Consider the following 20,282-nt stretch of genomic DNA (forward strand, 5'->3'; position numbering starts at 1 on the left):
ATCGGCAGCAGGGTTGCGATCTCGCGCGGGTTTTGCCCGACCGGGCTTGCTGCAATCCAGCCTTAGAACAGGATGATATCCGAAGCGACCATGCTGACGTTGCCGGTAAATCGCATCAGCAGATAGGCCCCGTTGCCGGTATCCGACCACAACAGATCGCTGGTGTCGGTGTTGCTGTCGTATTGCAGCACGAACACCCCCGGTGTGCTGGTGCTGCCGCCGATCTGCAAATCGCCAGGGTCGAGCGGGCCAAGGTCGGGCGCGTAAATGCCGATGCCCGCGCCGGCGTAGCGGATATGATCCTCGCCGCTGGTGAAATCGGTGATGGTGTCGAGACTGTCCTCGGTCAGGCCGAACACGAACACATCCGCGCCAGCACCCCCCGTGCGGAGATCCTGGCCTTTGCCGCCGTTGATCACATCATTGCCGTCGCCGCCAGCCAGCGTGTCATGCCCCGCACCGCCATAAAGCGTGTCATTGCCGCCGCCACCATACAGCACATCATCGCCGGTGAGGCCCATCAGCAGATCTTGACCACCCATGCCAAAGCCAGTGTCATTGCCGCCACCGCCGCGGAAGGTATCATCGCCCGCGCCAAGGCTGGCGATGTCGGCCAGCGACCCGCCACGCGCCTCATAGCGTTCAAAGCCGGTGATCACCGACAGGCTGCCGTCATCAACCCGGCCATTCGCGCCATCAACAATGAAATACAGCGGCGAGTTATCGCTTTGCGCCAACAGCACATCAGCGCCGCCGCCGCCGTTCAGCGTGTTGGCAACGCCGGTGATGATATAGGCAACGGTATCATCACCCGACAGCGCGTTGACCCGGTTGGCACCGCCCGAGACATGCAGCACATCATCGCGCGCGCCGCCAATCACCGTGTCATCGCCGTAGCCTGCCAGCAGAAACAACTGCTCCATCCCGACAAAATTCAAATGCGAGCCATCGGTGGCCGAGGCAAAACCAGTGCGGAAGTCCACCGAAACCGCGTCATCGGTGAAGACCGAGGGCCAAGATAGCAACAAGGTGTCGATGCCCGCGCCGCCAAAAACCGCTGCGTTCTGGGTCTGGGTGACGGTGATCGTATCATCGCCCGCGCCGCCGTAAGCCGTGCCCGCGCTGCCATAGACCAGATCGCCCAGCACGATCAGATCATTGCCGTTGCCACCATAAAGCACATCATTGCCGCCGTCGTTGACCAGCGCATCATCGCCAGCACCGCCATAAGCGGTGTCATCGCCCGAGCCGGTCTCAATGGCATCGTCACCCAGCCCACCATAGATTATGTCGTCGTTTTGCATCGCATAAATGATGTCATTGCCTGCAAGACCATACAGCGTGTCATTTCCCGCGCCGCCGTAGATCAAGTCGTCGCCTGTGGTGGCCATACTGAAATCTCCTGAAAAATGCGTGTATTGGGCAGGAATTATGGTCTGCTGCCGGATCAATGGGCCGATATTCGCCCGATCTCGGTGGCTCTGCCGATCATCACGGCCTTAAATTGAGGCTAAATCTGAAAATCGGTCAAGAAAAAACCGCGCCGGAGGCTCCGACGCGGTTTCTAAAGTTTTGCAGGCTATGCCCAAACCAGCTTAGTCGCGGGTCAGGTCTTCGCCGTCTTGGGCAGCGCCCATTTCCGAGAACAGGTTGGCGATTTCGAAATCGGCTTCGGCTTCTGCCTCGGCTGCGAGTTCTTGGATCGACTTGCCCGAAGCTTGCAGGGCCGCTTCTTCAACCGAACGTGCGACGTTCAGGCTGAATTTCACGGTCACTTCCGGGTGCAGGATCACCGAAACGGTGTGCACGCCAAGCTCTTTGATCGGACGATCCAGCACGATTTGGCCACGGTTGACGGTGAAACCGTCAGCAATAGCCGCATCGGCTGCGTCACGGGTGGTGACGGAGCCGTAGAGAGCGCCCGAATCGGAAGCTGAACGGATGATCACGAAGGTCTGGCCATCCAGCTTTTCGCCGACAGCTTCGGCTTCTTTGCGGGTTTCCAGGTTGGTGAGTTCCAGCTGAGCTTTCTTCACTTCAAACTGGGCAATGTTGCCGTTGTTTGCGCGAAGTGCTTTGCCTTGCGGCAGCAGGAAGTTGCGGGCGTAGCCGTCCTTGACGTTGACGACTTCGCCCATTTGGCCAAGCTTGGCCACACGTTGAAGCAGGATCACTTGCATATCTGGTGCTCCTTATTTCACGGCATAGGGCAGCAGGGCGAGGAAGCGGGCGCGCTTGATGGCCTGAGCCAGTTCGCGTTGCTTCTTAGCCGAGACTGCGGTGATACGGGACGGCACGATCTTGCCACGCTCGGATACATAGCGTTGCAGCAGGCGCGTGTCTTTGTAGTCGATTGCCGGTGCATTGTCGCCCGAGAACGGGCAGACCTTGCGGCGGCGGAAAAACGGTTTGTTCGCCATGGTTTAGGCTCCTTTCCTGAGGCTGGGGATCAACGACGCGGGCCGCCGAACGACGGACGCTCGCCACGGTCACCACCGCGGTCGGGACGGTCGCCGAAGGACGGACGCTCACGACGCTCGCCGCCAAAACCACCCTCGGGGCGATCTCCGCGCTCGCGCTCGTCACGCTTTTGCATCTGAACCGACGGGCCGTCTGCATGGACGTCAACCTTGATGGTCAACACGCGCATGACGTCATCGTGCAGGCGCATCAGGCGTTCCATTTCCAGAACTGCCGAAGCGGGTGCATCGGTTTTCAGCAAGGCGTAATGGCCCTTGCGGTTTTTGTTGATCTTGTAGGCCATCGTCTTGACGCCCCAGTATTCATGCTCGACAACTTTACCGCCGTTGTCGGCCAGAACCGTGGAGAAGTGCTCGATGAGGCTTTCAGCCTGCGCGTTGGAAAGATCCTGACGCGCGATCATAACATGCTCGTAAAGCGGCATGTGTGCTCCGATCTGTCTATGTGGCGCATTTCATAGGACGGGCAAACACTTTCCGCGGCCCGTCCACGAGAGCCTGCGCCGTTACGTGGAAATGCGGAAAGATTGGGGGCTTATAGAGCAAACGAGTGGGGATGCAAGCGCAGCAAGCGGCCTCGGGCGGATTTAGCGCGCGGATTGCGGCAGCCCAAAGATGCGGTCGAAGCTGTAGGTGAAAACGTAGGTATATATGATGAACAAAAGGATCAACCCGGCCTCATATTGCAGCGCCGTCCACAGATCGACCTGAAGCCACCACGCCATGAGCGGAAGCACAAGGATGACGAGGCCGCCCTCAAACAGCAGTGCATGGACCGAACGCCGGGCAAGGCTGCGCCCCTTGGTCGTCTGCCGCGCCTCCCATGCCTCAAACAGCGCGTTGAAGCCCATGCTCCAGCCCATCGCGATGGTGGCGGTGATGGCAGAGAGGATGAGCGATTGGGTGGCGTTTGCCTCTGACATCGCCAAGAGGCCTAGGGTCGCCACCGCGACTCCAAGCGTCTCAAAGCTGACGGCGTAGAGGATTTTGCGCAGGGTTGGGGTCATGGCCCCTGTGTGGAATCCGCGCGCGGGCAAGTCAAGATCGGGCAAGACGTTGCACGAAGGACTTTCGCAGGGTAAGCCAAAGGGAAGAAAAGGGAGGGCCAGATGAGCCGCGCATTCGTATTTCCGGGGCAGGGTGCCCAGACCATCGGCATGGGCCGGGCTTTGGCCGAGGCCTATCCCGCCGCTAAAGCCGTGTTTGATGAGGTTGATGAGGCTTTGGGCGAAAAGCTGTCCAGACTGATCTGGGAAGGCACGATTGAAGACCTGACGCTGACGAAAAATGCTCAGCCTGCGCTGATGGCAACCTCTATCGCTGCGCTGCGGGCACTGGAAAGCGAAGGCATCGGGATTGAGTCGGCCTCGTTCGTGGCCGGGCATAGCTTGGGTGAATATTCTGCACTCTGTGCGGTGGGCTCGCTGGAACTGTCCGATACCGCGCGGCTGTTGCGGATACGCGGGCAGGCGATGCAAGAGGCGGTTCCTGTGGGTGTGGGCGCTATGGCAGCACTCTTGGGCCTCGATTTCGCCGCCGCGACGGAAGTGGCCGCCGAAGCTGCACAAGGCGAGGTCTGCCAAGCCGCCAATGACAATGACCCGGCGCAAGTCGTGGTTTCAGGCCACCGCGGCGCCGTCGAGCGGGCATTGGAGATCGCCAAGGCCAAAGGTGCGAAGCGCGCCCTGCTGCTGCCCGTTTCTGCCCCGTTCCACTGTGCCCTGATGCAACCCGCCGCTGCCGTGATGAACGAAGCCCTCGCAGGCGTGGTGATCTCGGCGCCGAAACTCCCCGTCGTGGTCAACGTCCGCGCCGAAGCCGTGACTGAGCCAGACCGCATCCGGGCTTTGTTGGTCGCACAGGTCACAGGCTCGGTGCGCTGGCGCGAATCTGTGCTGTGGATGGAAGGCGCAGGCGTCACCGAGTTCTGGGAGATCGGCGCAGGCAAGGCTTTGTCCGGCATGATCAAACGCACGGCATCCGGGGCCATGACGCGGACGGTTGGAACGCCAGAAGATGTGCTGGCGGCCAAGGGCTGAGCCAGACGATTTTTGAGAAAAATCGTGGCCCGGCTTTCAGGCGGCGGCGATTTGGATAAACGGCGATGCCGAAGCAGGTTTCGCCTCTGAAAGGACAGAACATGTTTGATCTGACAGGAAAATGCGCGCTGGTGACCGGCGCTTCGGGCGGGATCGGCGGCGAAATCGCCCGCAGTCTCTATGCGGCGGGGGCAACCGTGGGCCTATCCGGCACAAGGCTGGAACCGTTGCAGGCGCTGGCGGCCGAGCTCGGCGAGCGGGCGCATGTGCTGCCCTGCAACCTCTCCGACCTTGCGGCGGTGGACGCGTTGATCAAGCAGGCGACAACGGCGATGGGCAGCGTTGATATTCTGGTCAACAATGCCGGGATCACCCGCGACAATCTGTTCATGCGGATGTCGGATGAGGAATGGCAATCGGTGATCGACGTCAACCTCACCGCGACGTTCCGGCTGATGCGCGGCGCGCTGCGCGGCATGATGAAGGGGCGCTGGGGCCGCATCATCAACATCACTTCGGTGGTGGGCCATTCCGGCAATCCGGGGCAGGCGAATTATGCCGCTGCCAAAGCTGGCACTCTGGCGATGTCGAAGTCGCTCGCCCAAGAGGTTGCCAGCCGCAACATCACGGTGAACTGCGTGGCCCCCGGCCTGATCGAGACGCCGATGACCGAAAAGCTGAACGATGAACAGCGCGCAAAGATTCTGGTCGGTGTCCCCGCAGGCCGGATGGGCAAACCGCAGGAAGTCGCCGCAGGTGTGCTCTATTTGGCATCACAAGAGGCCGCCTATATCACCGGAACAACACTGCATATCAACGGCGGCGGTGATATGTCATAAGGCCGCTAGAAGCGGTTTGAAACCGTTTGCCTAATGCGCGCGCCCTTGCTATAGGCGCGCAAGAATACGCCAGAGGCCATCGCTTTTGGTGCCTGCCGATGCAGGAAAGAGCGCCCGCAAGGGCAGGCAAAAGACCGGGGGCGACCCCTAAACGATATGAGGAAAGAACATGAGCGACATCGCTGATCGTGTGAAGAAGATCGTCGTCGAGCATTTGGGCGTCGAAGCAGAAAAAGTGACCGAGACTGCCTCGTTCATTGATGATCTGGGCGCTGACAGCCTCGACACCGTCGAGCTGGTTATGGCCTTCGAAGAAGAATTCGGCATCGAGATCCCGGATGATGCGGCTGAAACCATTCAGACCTTCGGCGACGCGGTGAAGTTCATCTCCTCCGCTGCCTGATCGCATTTGCAGATCAAACGGAAAGGCACCCTGCGGGGTGCTTTTTTGTTTTTCGTGGTAAGGGGGGATCTTAGGACGGGGCGGTCTCGGGTGGCATCGAGCCACCCTCACCCGGCTGGCGCGGTTGATTTTTGACGGGACAGCGGAACGGACATGACGAAGCCTCCGGCGGGAGTATTTTAAAAAGAGCAACGCCTAAGATCGCCTTATCTATGACAGGCCATCAAAACACTCCGGTTCTTTGCAGTTGCTCTTTTTAAAATACTCCCGCCGGAGGCTCCCTCGTTGATACTCAAAGCAACAGCTTAGAACCAGACAGCGGCAGCAGCGGTCGCGTGGTGGCTCGATGCCACCCGAGACCGCCGCTGGTTCTAGGTCACTCCGCTGCCAGCCCCGGCATGCGTTGCAGTAGTTTATCGTTTTGCTCTGCCTCCAGCGCGGCGATCCGGGCTTCCAGCACTTCTGGCGAGGCAGGTTCAAATTCCACCTCTTTCGGTCCGATGATGCCCCGGAACAGCCGCGCGATCAGGCGGGAAAGGTCGTCCATGATCAGATAGAACGACGGCACCACCACGAGGCTGAGCACGGTGGAGACGATAATCCCGCCGATTACCGCCGTGGCCATTGGCGCGCGGAACGCGCCGCCTTCACCCACACCCAACGCCGAGGGCAGCATCCCCGCCGACATCGCAATCGAGGTCATCACGATCGGCTGCGCGCGTTTGTGCCCGGCCTCGATGATCGCTTCCAGACGCCCCATGCCGTGTCGGCGCATCTCGATCACAAAATCCACCAGCAGGATGGCGTTTTTGGTGACGATCCCCATCAGCATCAATATCCCGATTAGCACCGGCATCGACAAAGCCGAATTGGTCAGGATCAGCGCTGCCGCCACGCCGCCAATCGCCAAGGGCAACGACAGCAGGATGGTGAACGGCTGGATCACTGATTTGAACAGCAGGATCAGCACGGTCAGTACCAGCATGAGGCCCATCAGCATCGCCTTGCCAAAACTTGCGAACAGTTCGGTCTGCACCTCGGCATCGGCGGATTCTTTCACCACCACGCCAGCAGGCAGTTTGGTGGCCTTGACGATCTCGGCCAGACGCGTGCTGGCGGTGCCGAGCGCGACACCTACGGGCAGCGATGCCCCAATCGTCGCTTGCCGCTGGCGATTCAGCCGTTTCACCACCGAAGGGCCTTCGCCGATCACGATATCAGCCACCGCAGACAGCGGCACGGTGGCCCCGGTGTTGGTGGTCAATTTGGTGGCCGCGATGCGGTTCATATCTTCGCGTGAGGCATTGGCCAGTTGCACCCGGATCGGGATCAGGCGGTTGTCGATGGCGAGGTTGGCCAGCGACACATCGAGATCGCCAATCGTTGCCACCCGCACTGTGGTCGCGATGTCCTGAGTGGTGATGCCCAGACGCGCGGCTTCTTCGGCACGCGGGGTGATTTGCACCTCGGGGCGCGGCAATGCCCCTTCGGAACTGACCTCGGCGAGCAAAGGCTCGGCCCGCAGCGCGGATTCCAGCGCCGAGGTGGCGGTGTTCAGATCGGCCTCGGAGCTTGCCAGAATCGAATAGGCAATGTCGCGCTCGCCGCGGTCATTCAGTTTGAAGGCGCGGATGTCGGGCACCGTCGCGAGGCTGTCGAAAATCTCGGCCTCAATAACGTTTTGCGGCACGGTGCGGCCGTGGTTTTCCACTTCGGGCACCAGCATCCCCAAAATGGGGATCCGCCGTCCGAGTTGCGACAGTTTCAGCAGCAGGCTTTGATCGAGTTTCACCAAAGTCACCGTCACCGAGGCGCGGCGCACATCGAGATCGCCCTTTGGCGAGGCACCCCCGATGACAAACACGTTCTCGACCCATGGCACATTCTTAATGTGGTCGCGGATTTCGGCGGTGGTTTTGTCGGTTTCCGCCAAGGTCGAGCCCGGCGGCAGTTCAACTGAGATCGAAATTCGGCTGACATCCTCTGGCGGTAGGAACGAGCCCGGCACTTGCACCATGAAATAGATCGATACGATCAGCACGCCAATCGCCGTCATCAGGGTGAAGTAATAGGCTGGGAAGCGGCGGAATTTGCCGGATTTTCTTTTCGGCAGGAACGGCAGCGGCAGGCCGCCTTGGGTGGTAGATGTCACCAGCCGCAGATAGTTGCGCATGAACCAGCCATCTTGCGCGCCTTCGTGGTGGCCGACATTGGCATCCTTGGCGCTCATCAGGTAAGCCGCCATCATCGGGGTGATCAGACGGGCGACCAGCAACGAGAACGCCACGGCAATCGCCACCGTCAGGCCGAATTGTCGGAAATACTGCCCCGGTATGCCGCCCATGAACGACACTGGCATGAATACCGCGATGATCGTCGCGGTGGTCGCCATCACGGCGAGGCCAATCTCATCGGCGGCTTCAATCGCGGCGCGGTAGGGGGATTTGCCCATGCGAATATGTCGGGCGATATTCTCAATTTCCACAATTGCATCGTCGACAAGGATACCAGTCGCGAGGGTCACCGCCAAGAACGACACCAGGTTCAAAGAGAACCCCAGCAAATCCATCACCCAGAACGTCGGCACCGCAGACAGCGGCAAGGCGACAGCGGTGATCAAAGTTGCGCGCCAGTTGCGCAGGAAGGCCAGCACCACCAGCACCGCCAGCAAAGCGCCCTCAAACAAAGTGCTCAGCGCGGATTCGTAGTTGCCATAGGTGTAGAACACCGTCTCATCGACCAGCTTGATGCCGACATTCGGATGATCGGCGCGGATCTGGTCCAGCGTCTGATTGACGGTTTCGGCCACCGAAACCTCGGATGCGCCCTTGGCGCGGAACACCGAGAAGGTCACGACCTGCTCGCCATTCAGCCGCGAGAAGCTGCGCAGCTCCTTATAGCTGTCTTGCACATCACCGAGATCAGACAGCCGCACATGCCGCCCCGATGGCAGCGCAATCGTGGTGCTGGCCAAGCCCTGCACGGTGCCCGCATCGCCCAAGGTGCGGATCGCCTGTTCGCCCGAGCCAATCTCGGACCGGCCAGAGCCGAGGTTAGTGTTGGTCGCGCGGATCTGTGCGTTCACTGCCGCCGCTGAAATGCCAAAGCTGTTCAGCTTCACCGGGTCCAGCGCCACCAGAATCTCACGATCCGCGCCGCCAAAGCGGTCAATCCGGCCCACGCCGGGGCGGCCCTGCAATCCCCGCACCACCACGTCATCAACGAACCACGAGACTTCCTCGATGGTCATATCGGGGGCCGAGACGGCGAAGGTCATGACCGCGTTGCCTTCAACGTCGATCTTGGTGATCTTCGGCGTGTCGACCGCCGCGGGCAGCTTGCCCCGCACCCGGTCCACGGCGTCTTTCACATCCTGCAAGGCTTTGTCAGTCGGCACTTCGATGCGAAACTCAACCGCCGAAGTGGATTGGCCATCCACCACGGTCGAGGTGATGTTTTTCACCCCGGTGATGCCCGCCACCGCGTCTTCGATGATCTTGGTGACTTGGGTTTCCATCTCGGCGGGGGCTGTGCCCGCCTGAGTGACGGTGACGGCGATCACCGGCACGTCGATGTTCGGAAACCGGGTGATCGGCAGCGCGTTGAACGACTGCCAGCCCAGCACCATCAGGATGAAGAACGCAAGGATCGGGGCCAGCGGATTGCGGATCGACCAGGCTGAAAAGTTCATTGCCGTGCCCTCAGTTGGTGTCGGTGGCCGCAGCCACCACCGGGTTGATATGATCGCCGTCGCGCACGAAGGCGCCCGCCTTGGTCACCACGTCGTCGCCAATCTTCAGCCCGTCCAGCACTTCGATCCAGCCGCCATCGCGCACGCCTGCGGTGATCATGCGCTGTGACACCACAGCGCCTTCCACCAGCATCACCGAAGTTTTGCCGCCCGAGGATTTCACTGCCGTGATCGGCACCGCCGCCGCATCGCCTTCATGCACCAGAATGCTGGCCTCAACATACATGCCGGGGCGCACGGCGCTGGCGTCATCAATCGCAATCCGCACCCGGCCCAGACGGGTCACCGCGTCAATGCTCGGTTCCACAAGGCTGATCTTGCCAGTCAAAGGTTTCGCCATGCCCACCAGCCGCAGATCAGCGGTTTGCCCCACCATCAGCCGGGTCAGATCGGCCTCGGCGACGTCGGCGCGCAACTCCAGCGCCCCGTCGCGGATCAGGGTGAACATCGGCTGGCCAGCAGCCGAAGCAATCGCGCCCAGTTGCGCATTGCGGGCGGTGATTTCCCCCGCGAAGGGTGCTGTGACTTCGGTGCGCGCGAGTTGCAGATCAACATTGGCCAGTTGCGCCTCGACCAAGGTCTGCTGCGCTTTTGCGGCCTCCAAAGATTGCACCGCCACCGAAACCTGCGCTTGCGCCGAGACTGACCCAGCAAGGGCGGTATCCGCTGCCGCTTGGCTGGCCGAGCCTTGGGCTTTCAGCTTCGCGGTGCGGTCTGACGTGCGCTGTGCCTCAGCGGCGGACGAGTTCGCCGCGATCACCTGCGCTTGCGCTTGGGCGATCTGGGCCTTGGCGGCCGCCAAGGATGCCGCAAGCTGCGCCTTTTGCAGATCAAGCGTCGAGGTGGACAGCCGCGCCAGCACTTGCCCCGCCGTCACTTTGTCGCCGACATCGGCAAGCAGGGCTTCAATCGGCTGGCCCTCAATCAAAGGGGCGACTTGAATGGTTTCCTGCGGCGCCACCAGCCCCGAGGCCAGCACCACATCGCGCAGATGCCGGGTTTCCACCGCCGAGACCGTGATCGCAGGCAGCACTTGCGCGGTCGCTGCAGGGACCTCTGGAATGGCAGCTTCAGCGCTGTCGGCCCGCATCGGGCTGGCTGAGACCGTTTGCAGGGCAATAAGCGCAAAAACAAAACGGGAGGTCGTCATGGGTCAGCCTTTCGCGCCGCTGGCGGCAACTTCATCAAGAGTTTGGTCAATGATACGCAGGATCAATGCATTCAGATCGTTGCGCAGAGTCTCATCTTGCTGCGGCATCATCGCCGAAGATTTCACCAACAGCACGATCAGGGCCGCATGGGCGGCAAATCGCGCGCGGGATTGCTCCAGGCTCAGACCGGTGGCTGCGGCAAAAGCCTGCATCAAGTAGTCAGCAATCGTGGTTTCCATCAGACCGCAAGCGACGCCAATTTCGGGCTTGCGCAGGGCGGTCGCGGTGATTTCGGCCCAGAGCGCGCCGTCATGGTTGCATTGGTGCTCGACCAGTTTAATGCGCACCTGTTGCCGCATCGTTGCAATCGGGTCATCCGAGGCGAAAATCGGCTGGAAGTCTCGGGCCATTTCCTCAAGATCAAGCGCAATCAACGCCTGTACGATGGCAGCCTTTGAGGCAAAGTAGCGATAGAAATTCCCCACGCTCATCCCAGCCGCGCGGGCGAGGTCTTGCATTGAGGCTCCGTCAAAGCCCTTTTCGGCAAAAGCCTGCCGGGCTGCGGCCAAAATCTCGGCCACGCGTGCATCGGCAGGTGTTTCGGTGGTTTGCAGCATCAGGGTATCGCATCTATCGGAATGAACGTTCATTCATTATCATTTCTGCACCTGCACGGTCAAGATGAATCACAGGTGCGCGATGAAATCTCGTCCGGCGCGGGCTTGCCACCCATCTGCGGCTTAAGTTGCGCGCGGGCTTTGGGCCGTGTATCAGGCGGAAAACCATTGCGAGGGATATAGATGCGTCGGGTTGTCATTACGGGTCTGGGAATGGTCACGCCGCTGGCTTGCGGCGTCGAGGAAACGTGGAGCCGCCTGCTGGCTGGTCAATCCGGGGCAGGGCCGATCACCCGCTTTGATCCTTCGGGCGTGGTGACGCAATACGCCTGCGAAATCCCCTACGGCGATGGCACCGATGGCACCTTCAACCCCGATCACTGGATGGAGCCGAAAGACCGTCGCAAGGTCGATGATTTCATCCTCTACGGCATGACCGCTGCCGTGCAAGCCGTGCGCGATTCTGGCTGGGAACCCGTCACGGATGAAGACCGCGAGCGCACTGGCGTGATGATCGGTTCGGGCATCGGCGGCTTGACCTCCATCGCCGAAACCGCCGTCTTGATCAAAGAAAAAGGTGCCCGCCGGGTTTCGCCGTTCTTCATCCCCGGCAGCCTGATCAACTTGATCTCCGGCCAAGTCTCGATCCGCTTCGGCTTCAAAGGCCCGAACCACGCGGTGGTGACCGCCTGTTCGACTGGCGCGCACGCCATCGGCGACGCTGCCCGCCTGATCCAATGGGGCGACGCCGATGTGATGCTGGCAGGCGGGGCCGAAGCGCCGATTTCCGAGATCGGCATCGCCGGTTTCAACGCCTGCAAGGCGCTCTCGACCAAACGCGCCGATGATCCGACCAAAGCCAGCCGCCCCTATGACGCCGACCGCGACGGCTTTGTGATGGGCGAAGGCGCGGGCGTTGTGGTGCTGGAAGAATACGAACACGCCCGCGCGCGCGGAGCCAAAATCTATGCCGAAGTCCTTGGCTACGGCATGTCCGGCGACGCCCACCACATCACCGCGCCCTCCGAGGATGGCGAAGGCGGCTTCCGCAGCATGAAAATGGCCCTGAAACGCGCGGGGCTGGAGCCTTCCGCCATTGACTACATTAACGCCCATGGCACCTCGACCATGGCCGACACGATTGAGCTCGGCGCAGTCGAGCGCATGATGGGCGACGCCGCCGCCAAGGCCACGATGTCCTCCACCAAATCCTCCATCGGCCACCTGCTGGGCGCTGCCGGAGCGGTGGAGGCGATCTTCTGCGTCCTCGCCATCCGTGACCAGATTGCCCCGCCCACTATCAACCTCGACACCCCCGCCGTCGCCTCCAAACTCGACCTCGCCCCGAACCACGCTGTCAAGCGCGAGATCAACATCGCCCTCTCGAACTCCTTCGGCTTCGGCGGCACCAATGCCAGCCTCGTGCTCGGCAAGGTCGCCCACTGATGTGGCGCTCGGTCGCCTCCAACGCGCTGACTTTGTTCATCGTGGTGCTGATCCTCGCCTTCGGGCTGATCGCTTGGGGGCGGCAAGCCTTCACCGGGCCGGGTCCGCTGACCCAAGCGATCTGCTTCAAGGTCGATAAAGGGGCCAGCCTTGCCCAGATCAGCCGGGGGTTGGAGGCCGAAGGCGCTGTCAGCGATGCCCGCATCTTCCGCATCGGTGCCGACTATTCGCAAGCCGCTAAAGACCTGAAATTCGGCTCTTATCTGCTGCAACCGCAAAGCTCGATGGGCGACGTTCTCACCGCCCTCACCGCAGGCGGCCAATCCACCTGTGGCCGCGAAGTCAACTTCCGCATCTCGGTCGCCACCGCCGAAGTGGTGCTGCGCGAACTTGATCCCGCCACCAACCGCTATGTCGAGGTCGCCAAATTCGACCCCGCCAAAGATGCCGCCCCCACCGCCTACCTTGATGCAGCACAAGCCCCCGATATCCGCTGGCGCATCACTCTGGCCGAGGGCGTGACCGCGTGGCAGGTCGTCGATGCGCTGAAACGCGCCGATTTCCTTGAAGGTGCCATCGACAAACTGCCTGCCGAAGGCACGCTCTCACCCGACAGCTATGAGGTGGAAAAGGGCTTCGACCGCGCCACTTTGGTCGCCGATATGGAAGCCCGCCAAGCCAAAACCCTGGCGGAACTCTGGGCGACCCGCGCCGAAGGCCTGCCCTATAAAACCCCGGAAGAAGCCCTGGTGATGGCCTCGATTGTCGAGAAAGAAACCGGCATCCCCGAAGAGCGTAAACAGGTCGCCTCGGTGTTCATCAACCGTCTGGCCAAGGGCATGAAGCTGCAAACCGACCCGACGGTGATCTATGGCGTGACCAAAGGTGAGGGCGTGTTGGGCCGTGGCCTGCGCCAATCCGAGCTGAAACGCGAAACCCCTTGGAACACCTATGTCATCGACGGCCTGCCGCCGACCCCGATCGCCAATCCGGGCCGCCTGAGCATCGAGGCCGCCCTGAACCCCGACACCACGCCGTATCTCTACTTCGTCGCCGACGGCTCCGGCGGCCACGCCTTCGCCGAGACGCTGGCGCAGCACAACGAAAACGTCACCAAATGGCGGGCGATTGAGGCCGCCAAAGGCGAAGAAGCGGCGGTTGGGGTGCAGGAGTAGGGGGCGGTTTGCTTTGCGCCAACCGTTTTAAAGCCTCATTGCCGTAGCAATGTGGCGGTTGAAAAGCGTGTTTTCAACCTTGAAACATATTGACTCCTCTCGATGCCTGAATAGGTGGCACTTGAGGCTAAATGCACGGTTGCTGAAATGGCGGCGAGGGTAAGCAATATTACATACTGATCTGACAATGTTCCCGTGAAATGCAGGAAAATTCCAATTATCAGGGTGTGAACCAAGTACGTCGAGTAGGACTTATCTCCTAGCATTGTTAAAAAATCCGTGATGACATGGCGACGTCTTGCAATAGGCTCGAATAACAAGGTCAAACATACAAAGATACCCGCAAGAGCGGTGCGCGTGGTGCCACTTTCATGCGTCAACAGTGCAATGGCTGTTGCGATAAACCCTAAAGCCAAAATCACCATCATTCGCATGACCAATGATATTTTCCCTTGTTTCGTTTGGGCAGAAAACAGACTGGCAATTAATAATCCCATCAAAAACTCATGTAGCCGATAGCTTGATGCGACGGGAGAAAACGCAATCTCCTTCGGATAAACATCAGGTAGTATAAACAAGACGGCAAAGCAAATGACGATTGCAAATTTTCTATTGATAAGCAGGCATGCTGCTAAAAATAAATAGAAAAACATCTCAAAATTTAACGTCCAGCCTACGGTAAGCGTCGGAAATATACCGATGCCAGAAGGGTTGCTATGTGGAATGAATAACAGTGAAGCCAAGATTGAGGATGCATTGATGCCGGTGTAGTCAAATTCGATGGGGAACAGGTAAATACAAGTTATTATCAAAAATGTGTAGAACCAGTAGACTGGTACTATGCGAAAGATTCGATCTACAATGAATCCCGCGGCGGTCTGGCCCGGTCTTTTTACCGAGAAATACATCACAAATCCGCTTAAAACAAAGAACAGGTCGACTCCAAAACTGCCGTGATCCGAGAAAAAATACCCCAGAACAGAATCATATTTGAAATCAAAATATATTTGCATGAAGTGGTGATACACCACCATCCAAGCTGCGACCGCACGTAGGATCTGAAGGGAGCGGTATGTCACTTGAGGTTCAGAATTAATCAAAAAAAAATGCCATATCGAGCCGCTGTTCCCAAAGTACCGATCACCCTGCGAATGTTGACGCAAGATGTGGCCGCGTTCAAGGCACTTTATGCAATGTGCTTTCCGGCCACCCCACAAACCTTAACAAATCCTTAAATTAGCCACCCCATCCCCTTGATATCAAACATATAAAAAAGGTCCCGAGTTGGGACCGGCCCTGAAACCCTTCGCACCTCCAGCGATTTCTTGACACATCGCGGGCAGCGGCCTAGCCTTCCTGCATTGTATTCTCAAAGGCTTTGCCATGGTCGGATTTCCCGCAGCCCGTATCACGGACATGCATACCTGCCCGATGTGTCTGGGGGCGCCTTTCCCGATCATGCCCCCCGCGATGATCACCGTGCTGGTCGGCGGCCTCCCCGCCGCCCGGATGACCGATCTCTGCGCCTGCCTCATCCCCGCCTTGGTGCCGATCCCCTCGGTTGACCCGATTGCCTTCGGCTCGCCCACCGTGTTGATCGGCAAACTCCCCGCAGCACGGCAGTTCGACCCGACGATGAAAGGCGGCGCGATCATCCTCGGCCTGCCCACCGTGCTGATCGGCATCGTGGCGACGCCGTCTCCGGGTGAGCCGGGGGCGCTGAATATTTGGGAGGAGGTGCTGCCGGATGGCACCACCGTCACCCATGTTGGTCCGAACATCACCATCGTCGGCACCAAAGCCTACCGCGACGCCGTGGTGCTGGATTTGAAGCGGCTGGATTCGACGCCCACCGGGCATGATCTGCTGAACAGCCTTAACGCGCCGGGCAAGGGGCCCGTGAAGATCGTAGCCAGCACCGGGGGAAACAGTGTGAACGGGACGGGGCCGGGGGCGAATTTGAAGCCGGACGGCACGCCGGGGTCTGGGTCGGGCAGCACGCTGAACTATAACCCGGACAAGACCCAGATCGGTGATGGCACGAAACCCTATATGGCCCGACCGCCTGCGGTGGGGCTGGGGCATGAGTTGGTGCATTGCGAGCAGGCGCAGAATGGCGGCTGGAGTGGCAATAAAACCGGCGGTGTCGAGAATGACGAGCTGGCGGCGGTGGGGCTGCCGCCCTATCAGAACAACCCGCATACCGAGAATAAGATCAGGTCGGAACTGGGCCAACCGCCCCGGACCGCATACTAGATGCGGAGTTTGGCCCTGATCTTTGGGCTGATGACAATGAGTGCCGCGGCACAGGAGCAGGTGATGGGTGTGCTGAAGGATGGCGATATCAGTGTTGGGGTGGTCTGGGAGGCGGCGGCCTCGGGCGTGGTCGGGCGCTACCGGGTCAGCAATGCCGGTGCGGCTGAGGTCTATGTGTTTGATCGGCTGTATCGCACTGCGGTGACCGGGTTTCGCACGGTGGACCCCGATTATGCTTGGCATTGGCTGGAGGCGGACGGGGTGTTTCGGGTGGCGAAGTTTGTGCCGCGAGTGCCTACAGGGATGAAGGTGGAAAGCCCGGAGGTCGCCTATGCGCGGGTTTTGGCTGCGGGCGGGGTGCTGGAGGGCCGGGTGCTGCTGGCGGGGCGGTTGGATCAGGATTTGCCCTATGGAGGGGCGCCGCCGTTGGCTGCGGTGGACAAGATCAAATCCATCGTGTTTTCGGTGGGGTATGCCGAGGTGGACCCGCAGGCTGAGGCCAATGAGATCAAGGCGGGGGATGAGATGGTGCTGTCTCTGCCCTATGGTTGGCTGATCGAACAGCAGAAGATTGTCAGTGCGGAGCCACAGGCTTTGACGGTGCCGATGCAGCGATAGGGATCGGGGGCTGTGTTTCGACAGTGCTTGCGATGGCGCGTTTGCGGTGAGGTCGAAGCCTCCGGCGGGAGCAATTTGAAAAGAGCAGTTCGGGGCGTTGAGTGTTGTTTCGCTAAGGGTCGGCCTGTTGGCGCGCGCGTTAAGGTTAATGAGAAGTTAATAGATAGTCCGGTAACGCACTGATATAAAACAGTTTATCTTGACTTTGCGCCCGCTCTGATCTATAGATTTGGATATGCTGGATGAGATGTCTGAACGGCCGAGGGGGCAGCCCTTTGCGCCGTTTTTTCATTTTACACGTGCGGGGGCGGCATGAGAGGCGGGCAAAACGGGCATGACACTAAATTTCTCCCTCGGAGAACAGCCGTCAAGCGATCTGCTGGCGGATGCAGAGCAATATTATGAATCCACGGTCTCGGACCTGCTGCGCACGATCAATGCGCTGAAGGCGGGCGAGTTTGAAGCCTCAAAGGCGGTGCCGCAGACGGTACGCGATTTGCGGCTGGCACTGGATTTGGTCCATAGTGAAAGGGGACGCGTTGAAAAACTTCGCAAACAAGTTGCCGGGGCTGTCGGAACCGGCACGCTCGATTTACACGCCGCACGCGATGAGATCGGGCGCCGATTGGCTTGCCTCCGCGACGCAAGCGCAGGTTGATGAGTTTCTCGATGGGCTGAGCGAGAATGCGTTGCTGGCGCTGCCGTGGATGTTTGAGTTCTGGGCGCTGCCGCATCAACTGCCACCTGCGGGGGCGTGGAAAACTTGGGTGATCATGGGTGGTCGCGGGGCGGGGAAAACCCGGGCCGGGTCGGAATGGGTCAGGGCCGAAGTTGAGGGCGCAGGGTCAATGGATGCGGGGCGTTCCCGGCGCGTGGCACTGGTGGGCGAGACGGTGGATCAGGTGATTGCGGTGATGATTGAGGGCGAGAGCGGGATTTTGGCCTGCTCGCCCCCTGATCGCAGGCCGGAATGGCAGGCGACCAAGAAGCAGTTGCTTTGGCCGAATGGCGCGATCGCGCAGGTGTTTTCGGCGCATGAGCCGGACAGTCTGCGCGGGCCACAGTTTGATGCGGCTTGGGTCGATGAATTGGCGAAATGGCCGAAAGCCGAGCAGGCCTGGGATCAGTTGCAGTTTGGTTTGCGGCTGGGCGAGAACCCGCGACAGGTGGTGACGACGACGCCGCAGAATGTAGGCGTGTTGAAGGATATCCTGAAAAACCCCTCAACCGTGATGACCCATGCGCCGACCGAGGCGAACCGGGCCTATCTGGCGGCCTCGTTCTTGCAGGAGGTGCGGACGCGTTATGCGGGGACCACGAAAGGCGCGCAGGAGTTGGATGGGCTGTTGATCGAGGACGCCGAGGGGGCGTTGTGGACGACGGCGATGCTGGAGGCGGGGCGGATCACCGAAGTGCCGCGTTTGCAGCGGATCGTGGTGGCGGTGGACCCGCCAGTGACGGGGCACGGTCGGTCTGATGAATGCGGGATCGTGGTGGTGGGGGCGATCACCGAGGGGCCGACGCAGAATTGGCAGGCGGTGGTTTTGGCGGATTGTTCGGTGAAAGGCGCCTCGCCGGATCAATGGGCGCGGGCGGCGATTGCGGCGATGGATCGGTTTGGCGCGGATCGGTTGGTGGCCGAGGTCAATCAGGGTGGCGATCTGGTGGAGGGGGTGATCCGGCAGATTGATCCGCTGGTGCCGTATCGGGCGGTGCGGGCCAGCAAGGGCAAGATGGCACGGGCGGAGCCAGTGTCGGCTTTGTACGAGCAGGGCCGGGTGTCGCATGTGCGCGGGCTGGCGGCGTTGGAGGCGCAGATGTTGCAAATGACGCGGCATGGTTACGTCGGCAAAGGCTCACCGGACCGAGTGGATGCGTTGGTTTGGGCATTGACGGATTTGATTGTGGAGCCAGCCGAGACCTATCGGCGGCCGCAGGTGCGCGGGATTTAGGCGTTGCGTGCGGTTCGGGCCAGCGCGCGGTGGGTTGGGGTTAATTAAACCTTTCCGCTTTAGAACTGCCTTCAGACAAGCGCGGTCCTGAAAAGTAGGGGCGGTCGAGAAGATAGGAGCTTTGACGCATGGTGTTCGATTTTCTGAAGCGCGCGCCGCAGGTGGTGGAAAAGAAGGCCTCGGCCACCGGGCGGGTGGTGGCTTGGGGCGGCTCGGGGCGGGTGGCGTGGAGCCCGCGTGACCTTGTGTCACTGGCGAAAACCGGGTTTCAGGGCAATCCGATGGGGTTTCGCGCGGTCAAGCTTATCTCGGAAGCGGCTTCGGCGATGCCTTTGGTGTTGCAGGATGAGACGCGGCGCTATGACAGCCATCCGGTGCTGGATCTGATCCGCCGCCCGAATGGTGCGCAGGGGCGGGCCGAGTTTCTGGAGGCGGTGTATGGGCATCTGTTGCTGTCGGGCAACGCCTATATCGAGGCGGTGCCGGGGGCGGGTTCGGTGCCGGGCGAGTTGCATGTGCTGCGCTCGGATCGAATGTCTCTGGTGCCGGGCGCGGATGGCTGGCCGGTGGCTTATGATTATTCGGTCGGTGGGCGGACGCATCGCTTTGCGATGACACAAGAGGTGCAGCCGATCTGCCACATCAAGACCTTTCATCCTTCGGATGATCATTACGGGTTCAGCCCGTTGCAGGCGGCGGCGGTGGCGATTGACGTGCATACTTCGGCGAGCGCTTGGTCGAAGGCGCTGCTGGATAATGCGGCGCGGCCTTCAGGAGCGATTGTTTACAAGGGCGCGGACGGGCAGGCGCAGCTTTCGACTGATCAGTATGATCGCCTCGTAAGTGAAATGGAGATGCATCATCAGGGCGCCAGGAACGCGGGGCGGCCGATGTTGCTGGAGGGCGGCCTCGACTGGAAGCCGATGGGATTTTCTCCCTCGGATATGGAGTTCCAGCAGACCAAAGAGGCGGCGGGGCGCGAGATTGCCACGGCCTTTGGCGTGCCGCCGATGCTGATGGGGATACCGGGGGATGCGACCTATTCCAACTATCAGGAAGCCAACCGGGCGTTTTATCGGCTGACCGTGTTGCCCTTGGTCGCACGGGTAACGGCGGGGATTTCGCATTGGCTGTCTACGTTTACCGGCGAGTTGGTTGAATTGCGACCCGATCTGGATCAGATCCCGGCGCTGGCGGTGGAGCGGGATCAGCTTTGGGCGCGGGTGGGGGCTGCGGCTTTCTTGACCGAAGTGGAAAAGCGCATCCTGCTGGGCCTGCCGCGCTTGCAGGAGGGCGAATGACGCCGCCGCGCAAACCGTCTGAAGGCTCGCGCTATCTCTACGACAGTTTCGATGCCGCAGCCGCGCGGATTGAGGCGAATGAGCGTGTGGCCGAAGAGCGTTGGGCGGCGCTCGATTACCGTTTGGCCCAGATTGATGCGGTGCTGGAGCGGCTGGAGAAGCGGATTTGGGTGGGCGTCTACGGCGTCGCGGCGTTCCTTTTGGCCCAGATGGCCGAGGCCGTGATGCGGGCGGCGGGCAAATAGGGCGGCGGG

Annotated in this window: 19 protein-coding genes; 10 read left to right on the top strand and 9 right to left on the bottom strand. The window is 60.5% G+C overall.

The window, feature by feature from the left end:
• Nucleotides 1–62: 62 nt before the first annotated feature.
• The 5 genes from ACS5RD_RS14920 to ACS5RD_RS14940 form a co-directional block, all read right to left on the bottom strand.
• Nucleotides 63–1,391: a calcium-binding protein gene (locus ACS5RD_RS14920; RefSeq protein WP_489928074.1), complete on the bottom strand. Its 1,329-nt coding sequence runs from the start codon at nucleotides 1,389–1,391 to the stop codon at nucleotides 63–65.
• Between the two features lie 204 nt (nucleotides 1,392–1,595).
• Nucleotides 1,596–2,180, bottom strand: coding sequence for a 50S ribosomal protein L9 (rplI, locus tag ACS5RD_RS14925; protein WP_489928075.1), 585 nt, complete (start codon nucleotides 2,178–2,180; stop codon nucleotides 1,596–1,598).
• 12 nt (nucleotides 2,181–2,192) lie between these two features.
• On the bottom strand, nucleotides 2,193–2,420 hold the full coding sequence (rpsR, locus tag ACS5RD_RS14930; RefSeq protein ID WP_054008603.1) for a 30S ribosomal protein S18: 228 nt from the start codon (nucleotides 2,418–2,420) through the stop codon (nucleotides 2,193–2,195).
• A 29-nt stretch (nucleotides 2,421–2,449) separates the two neighbouring features.
• Nucleotides 2,450–2,905, bottom strand: coding sequence for a 30S ribosomal protein S6 (gene rpsF, locus ACS5RD_RS14935; RefSeq protein WP_054008604.1), 456 nt, complete (start codon nucleotides 2,903–2,905; stop codon nucleotides 2,450–2,452).
• A 162-nt stretch (nucleotides 2,906–3,067) separates the two neighbouring features.
• Nucleotides 3,068–3,487, bottom strand: a complete 420-nt coding sequence (locus ACS5RD_RS14940) for a PACE efflux transporter (protein ID WP_054008659.1) — start codon at nucleotides 3,485–3,487, stop codon at nucleotides 3,068–3,070.
• 102 nt (nucleotides 3,488–3,589) lie between these two features.
• Between ACS5RD_RS14940 and fabD the strand changes: the two genes are divergently transcribed.
• The 3 genes from fabD to ACS5RD_RS14955 all read left to right on the top strand — a co-directional run bounded on the left by fabD (nucleotide 3,590) and on the right by ACS5RD_RS14955 (nucleotide 5,761).
• Nucleotides 3,590–4,519, top strand: coding sequence for an ACP S-malonyltransferase (gene fabD / locus ACS5RD_RS14945; RefSeq protein WP_489928076.1), 930 nt, complete (start codon nucleotides 3,590–3,592; stop codon nucleotides 4,517–4,519).
• Between the two features lie 101 nt (nucleotides 4,520–4,620).
• Nucleotides 4,621–5,358, top strand: a complete 738-nt coding sequence (fabG, locus tag ACS5RD_RS14950; RefSeq protein ID WP_489928077.1) for a 3-oxoacyl-[acyl-carrier-protein] reductase — start codon at nucleotides 4,621–4,623, stop codon at nucleotides 5,356–5,358.
• 169 nt (nucleotides 5,359–5,527) lie between these two features.
• The gene (locus ACS5RD_RS14955; protein WP_054008607.1) at nucleotides 5,528–5,761 is read left to right on the top strand and encodes an acyl carrier protein; all 234 of its coding nucleotides are present in this window, start codon (nucleotides 5,528–5,530) and stop codon (nucleotides 5,759–5,761) included.
• A 376-nt stretch (nucleotides 5,762–6,137) separates the two neighbouring features.
• Here ACS5RD_RS14955 and ACS5RD_RS14960 read toward each other — a convergent pair whose 3' ends face one another.
• From ACS5RD_RS14960 to ACS5RD_RS14970, 3 genes are all read right to left on the bottom strand, one after another.
• Entirely contained in the window at nucleotides 6,138–9,452 is a 3,315-nt protein-coding gene (locus ACS5RD_RS14960; RefSeq protein WP_489928078.1) for an efflux RND transporter permease subunit, read from the bottom strand.
• 10 nt (nucleotides 9,453–9,462) lie between these two features.
• A complete protein-coding gene (locus ACS5RD_RS14965; RefSeq protein ID WP_489931384.1) occupies nucleotides 9,463–10,602 on the bottom strand; it encodes an efflux RND transporter periplasmic adaptor subunit in 1,140 nt (379 codons plus the stop codon).
• 63 nt (nucleotides 10,603–10,665) lie between these two features.
• Entirely contained in the window at nucleotides 10,666–11,313 is a 648-nt protein-coding gene (locus tag ACS5RD_RS14970; protein WP_082351802.1) for a TetR/AcrR family transcriptional regulator, read from the bottom strand.
• A 150-nt stretch (nucleotides 11,314–11,463) separates the two neighbouring features.
• On the opposite strand from ACS5RD_RS14970, the gene fabF reads away from it, so the two are divergent.
• Both fabF and mltG read left to right on the top strand, forming a co-directional pair.
• A complete protein-coding gene (gene fabF / locus ACS5RD_RS14975; protein ID WP_489928079.1) occupies nucleotides 11,464–12,726 on the top strand; it encodes a beta-ketoacyl-ACP synthase II in 1,263 nt (420 codons plus the stop codon).
• A complete protein-coding gene (mltG, locus tag ACS5RD_RS14980; RefSeq protein WP_489928080.1) occupies nucleotides 12,726–13,901 on the top strand; it encodes an endolytic transglycosylase MltG in 1,176 nt (391 codons plus the stop codon). Before fabF ends, mltG begins: the two co-directional genes overlap by 1 nt.
• 35 nt (nucleotides 13,902–13,936) lie before the next feature.
• On the opposite strand, the gene ACS5RD_RS14985 is transcribed toward mltG, so the two are convergent.
• Nucleotides 13,937–14,980: an acyltransferase family protein gene (locus ACS5RD_RS14985; protein WP_489928081.1), complete on the bottom strand. Its 1,044-nt coding sequence runs from the start codon at nucleotides 14,978–14,980 to the stop codon at nucleotides 13,937–13,939.
• A 304-nt stretch (nucleotides 14,981–15,284) separates the two neighbouring features.
• Here ACS5RD_RS14985 and ACS5RD_RS14990 point away from each other — a divergent pair, with 304 nt between their 5' ends.
• From ACS5RD_RS14990 to ACS5RD_RS15010, 5 genes are all read left to right on the top strand, one after another.
• Nucleotides 15,285–16,157, top strand: coding sequence for a M91 family zinc metallopeptidase (locus ACS5RD_RS14990; protein ID WP_489928082.1), 873 nt, complete (start codon nucleotides 15,285–15,287; stop codon nucleotides 16,155–16,157).
• 63 nt (nucleotides 16,158–16,220) lie between these two features.
• Nucleotides 16,221–16,775, top strand: coding sequence for a hypothetical protein (locus ACS5RD_RS14995; protein ID WP_489928083.1), 555 nt, complete (start codon nucleotides 16,221–16,223; stop codon nucleotides 16,773–16,775).
• A 608-nt stretch (nucleotides 16,776–17,383) separates the two neighbouring features.
• Complete coding sequence (locus tag ACS5RD_RS15000) at nucleotides 17,384–18,727, top strand: DNA-packaging protein (protein ID WP_054008614.1); 1,344 nt, start codon at nucleotides 17,384–17,386, stop codon at nucleotides 18,725–18,727.
• A 128-nt stretch (nucleotides 18,728–18,855) separates the two neighbouring features.
• The gene (locus ACS5RD_RS15005; RefSeq protein WP_489928084.1) at nucleotides 18,856–20,028 is read left to right on the top strand and encodes a phage portal protein; all 1,173 of its coding nucleotides are present in this window, start codon (nucleotides 18,856–18,858) and stop codon (nucleotides 20,026–20,028) included.
• Nucleotides 20,025–20,273, top strand: coding sequence for a GTA head formation protein, RCAP_rcc01685 family (locus ACS5RD_RS15010; RefSeq protein ID WP_489928085.1), 249 nt, complete (start codon nucleotides 20,025–20,027; stop codon nucleotides 20,271–20,273). Before ACS5RD_RS15005 ends, ACS5RD_RS15010 begins: the two co-directional genes overlap by 4 nt.
• Nucleotides 20,274–20,282 lie beyond the last annotated feature (9 nt).

This window comes from Cypionkella sp. PAMC25878 (genome assembly GCF_058135695.1).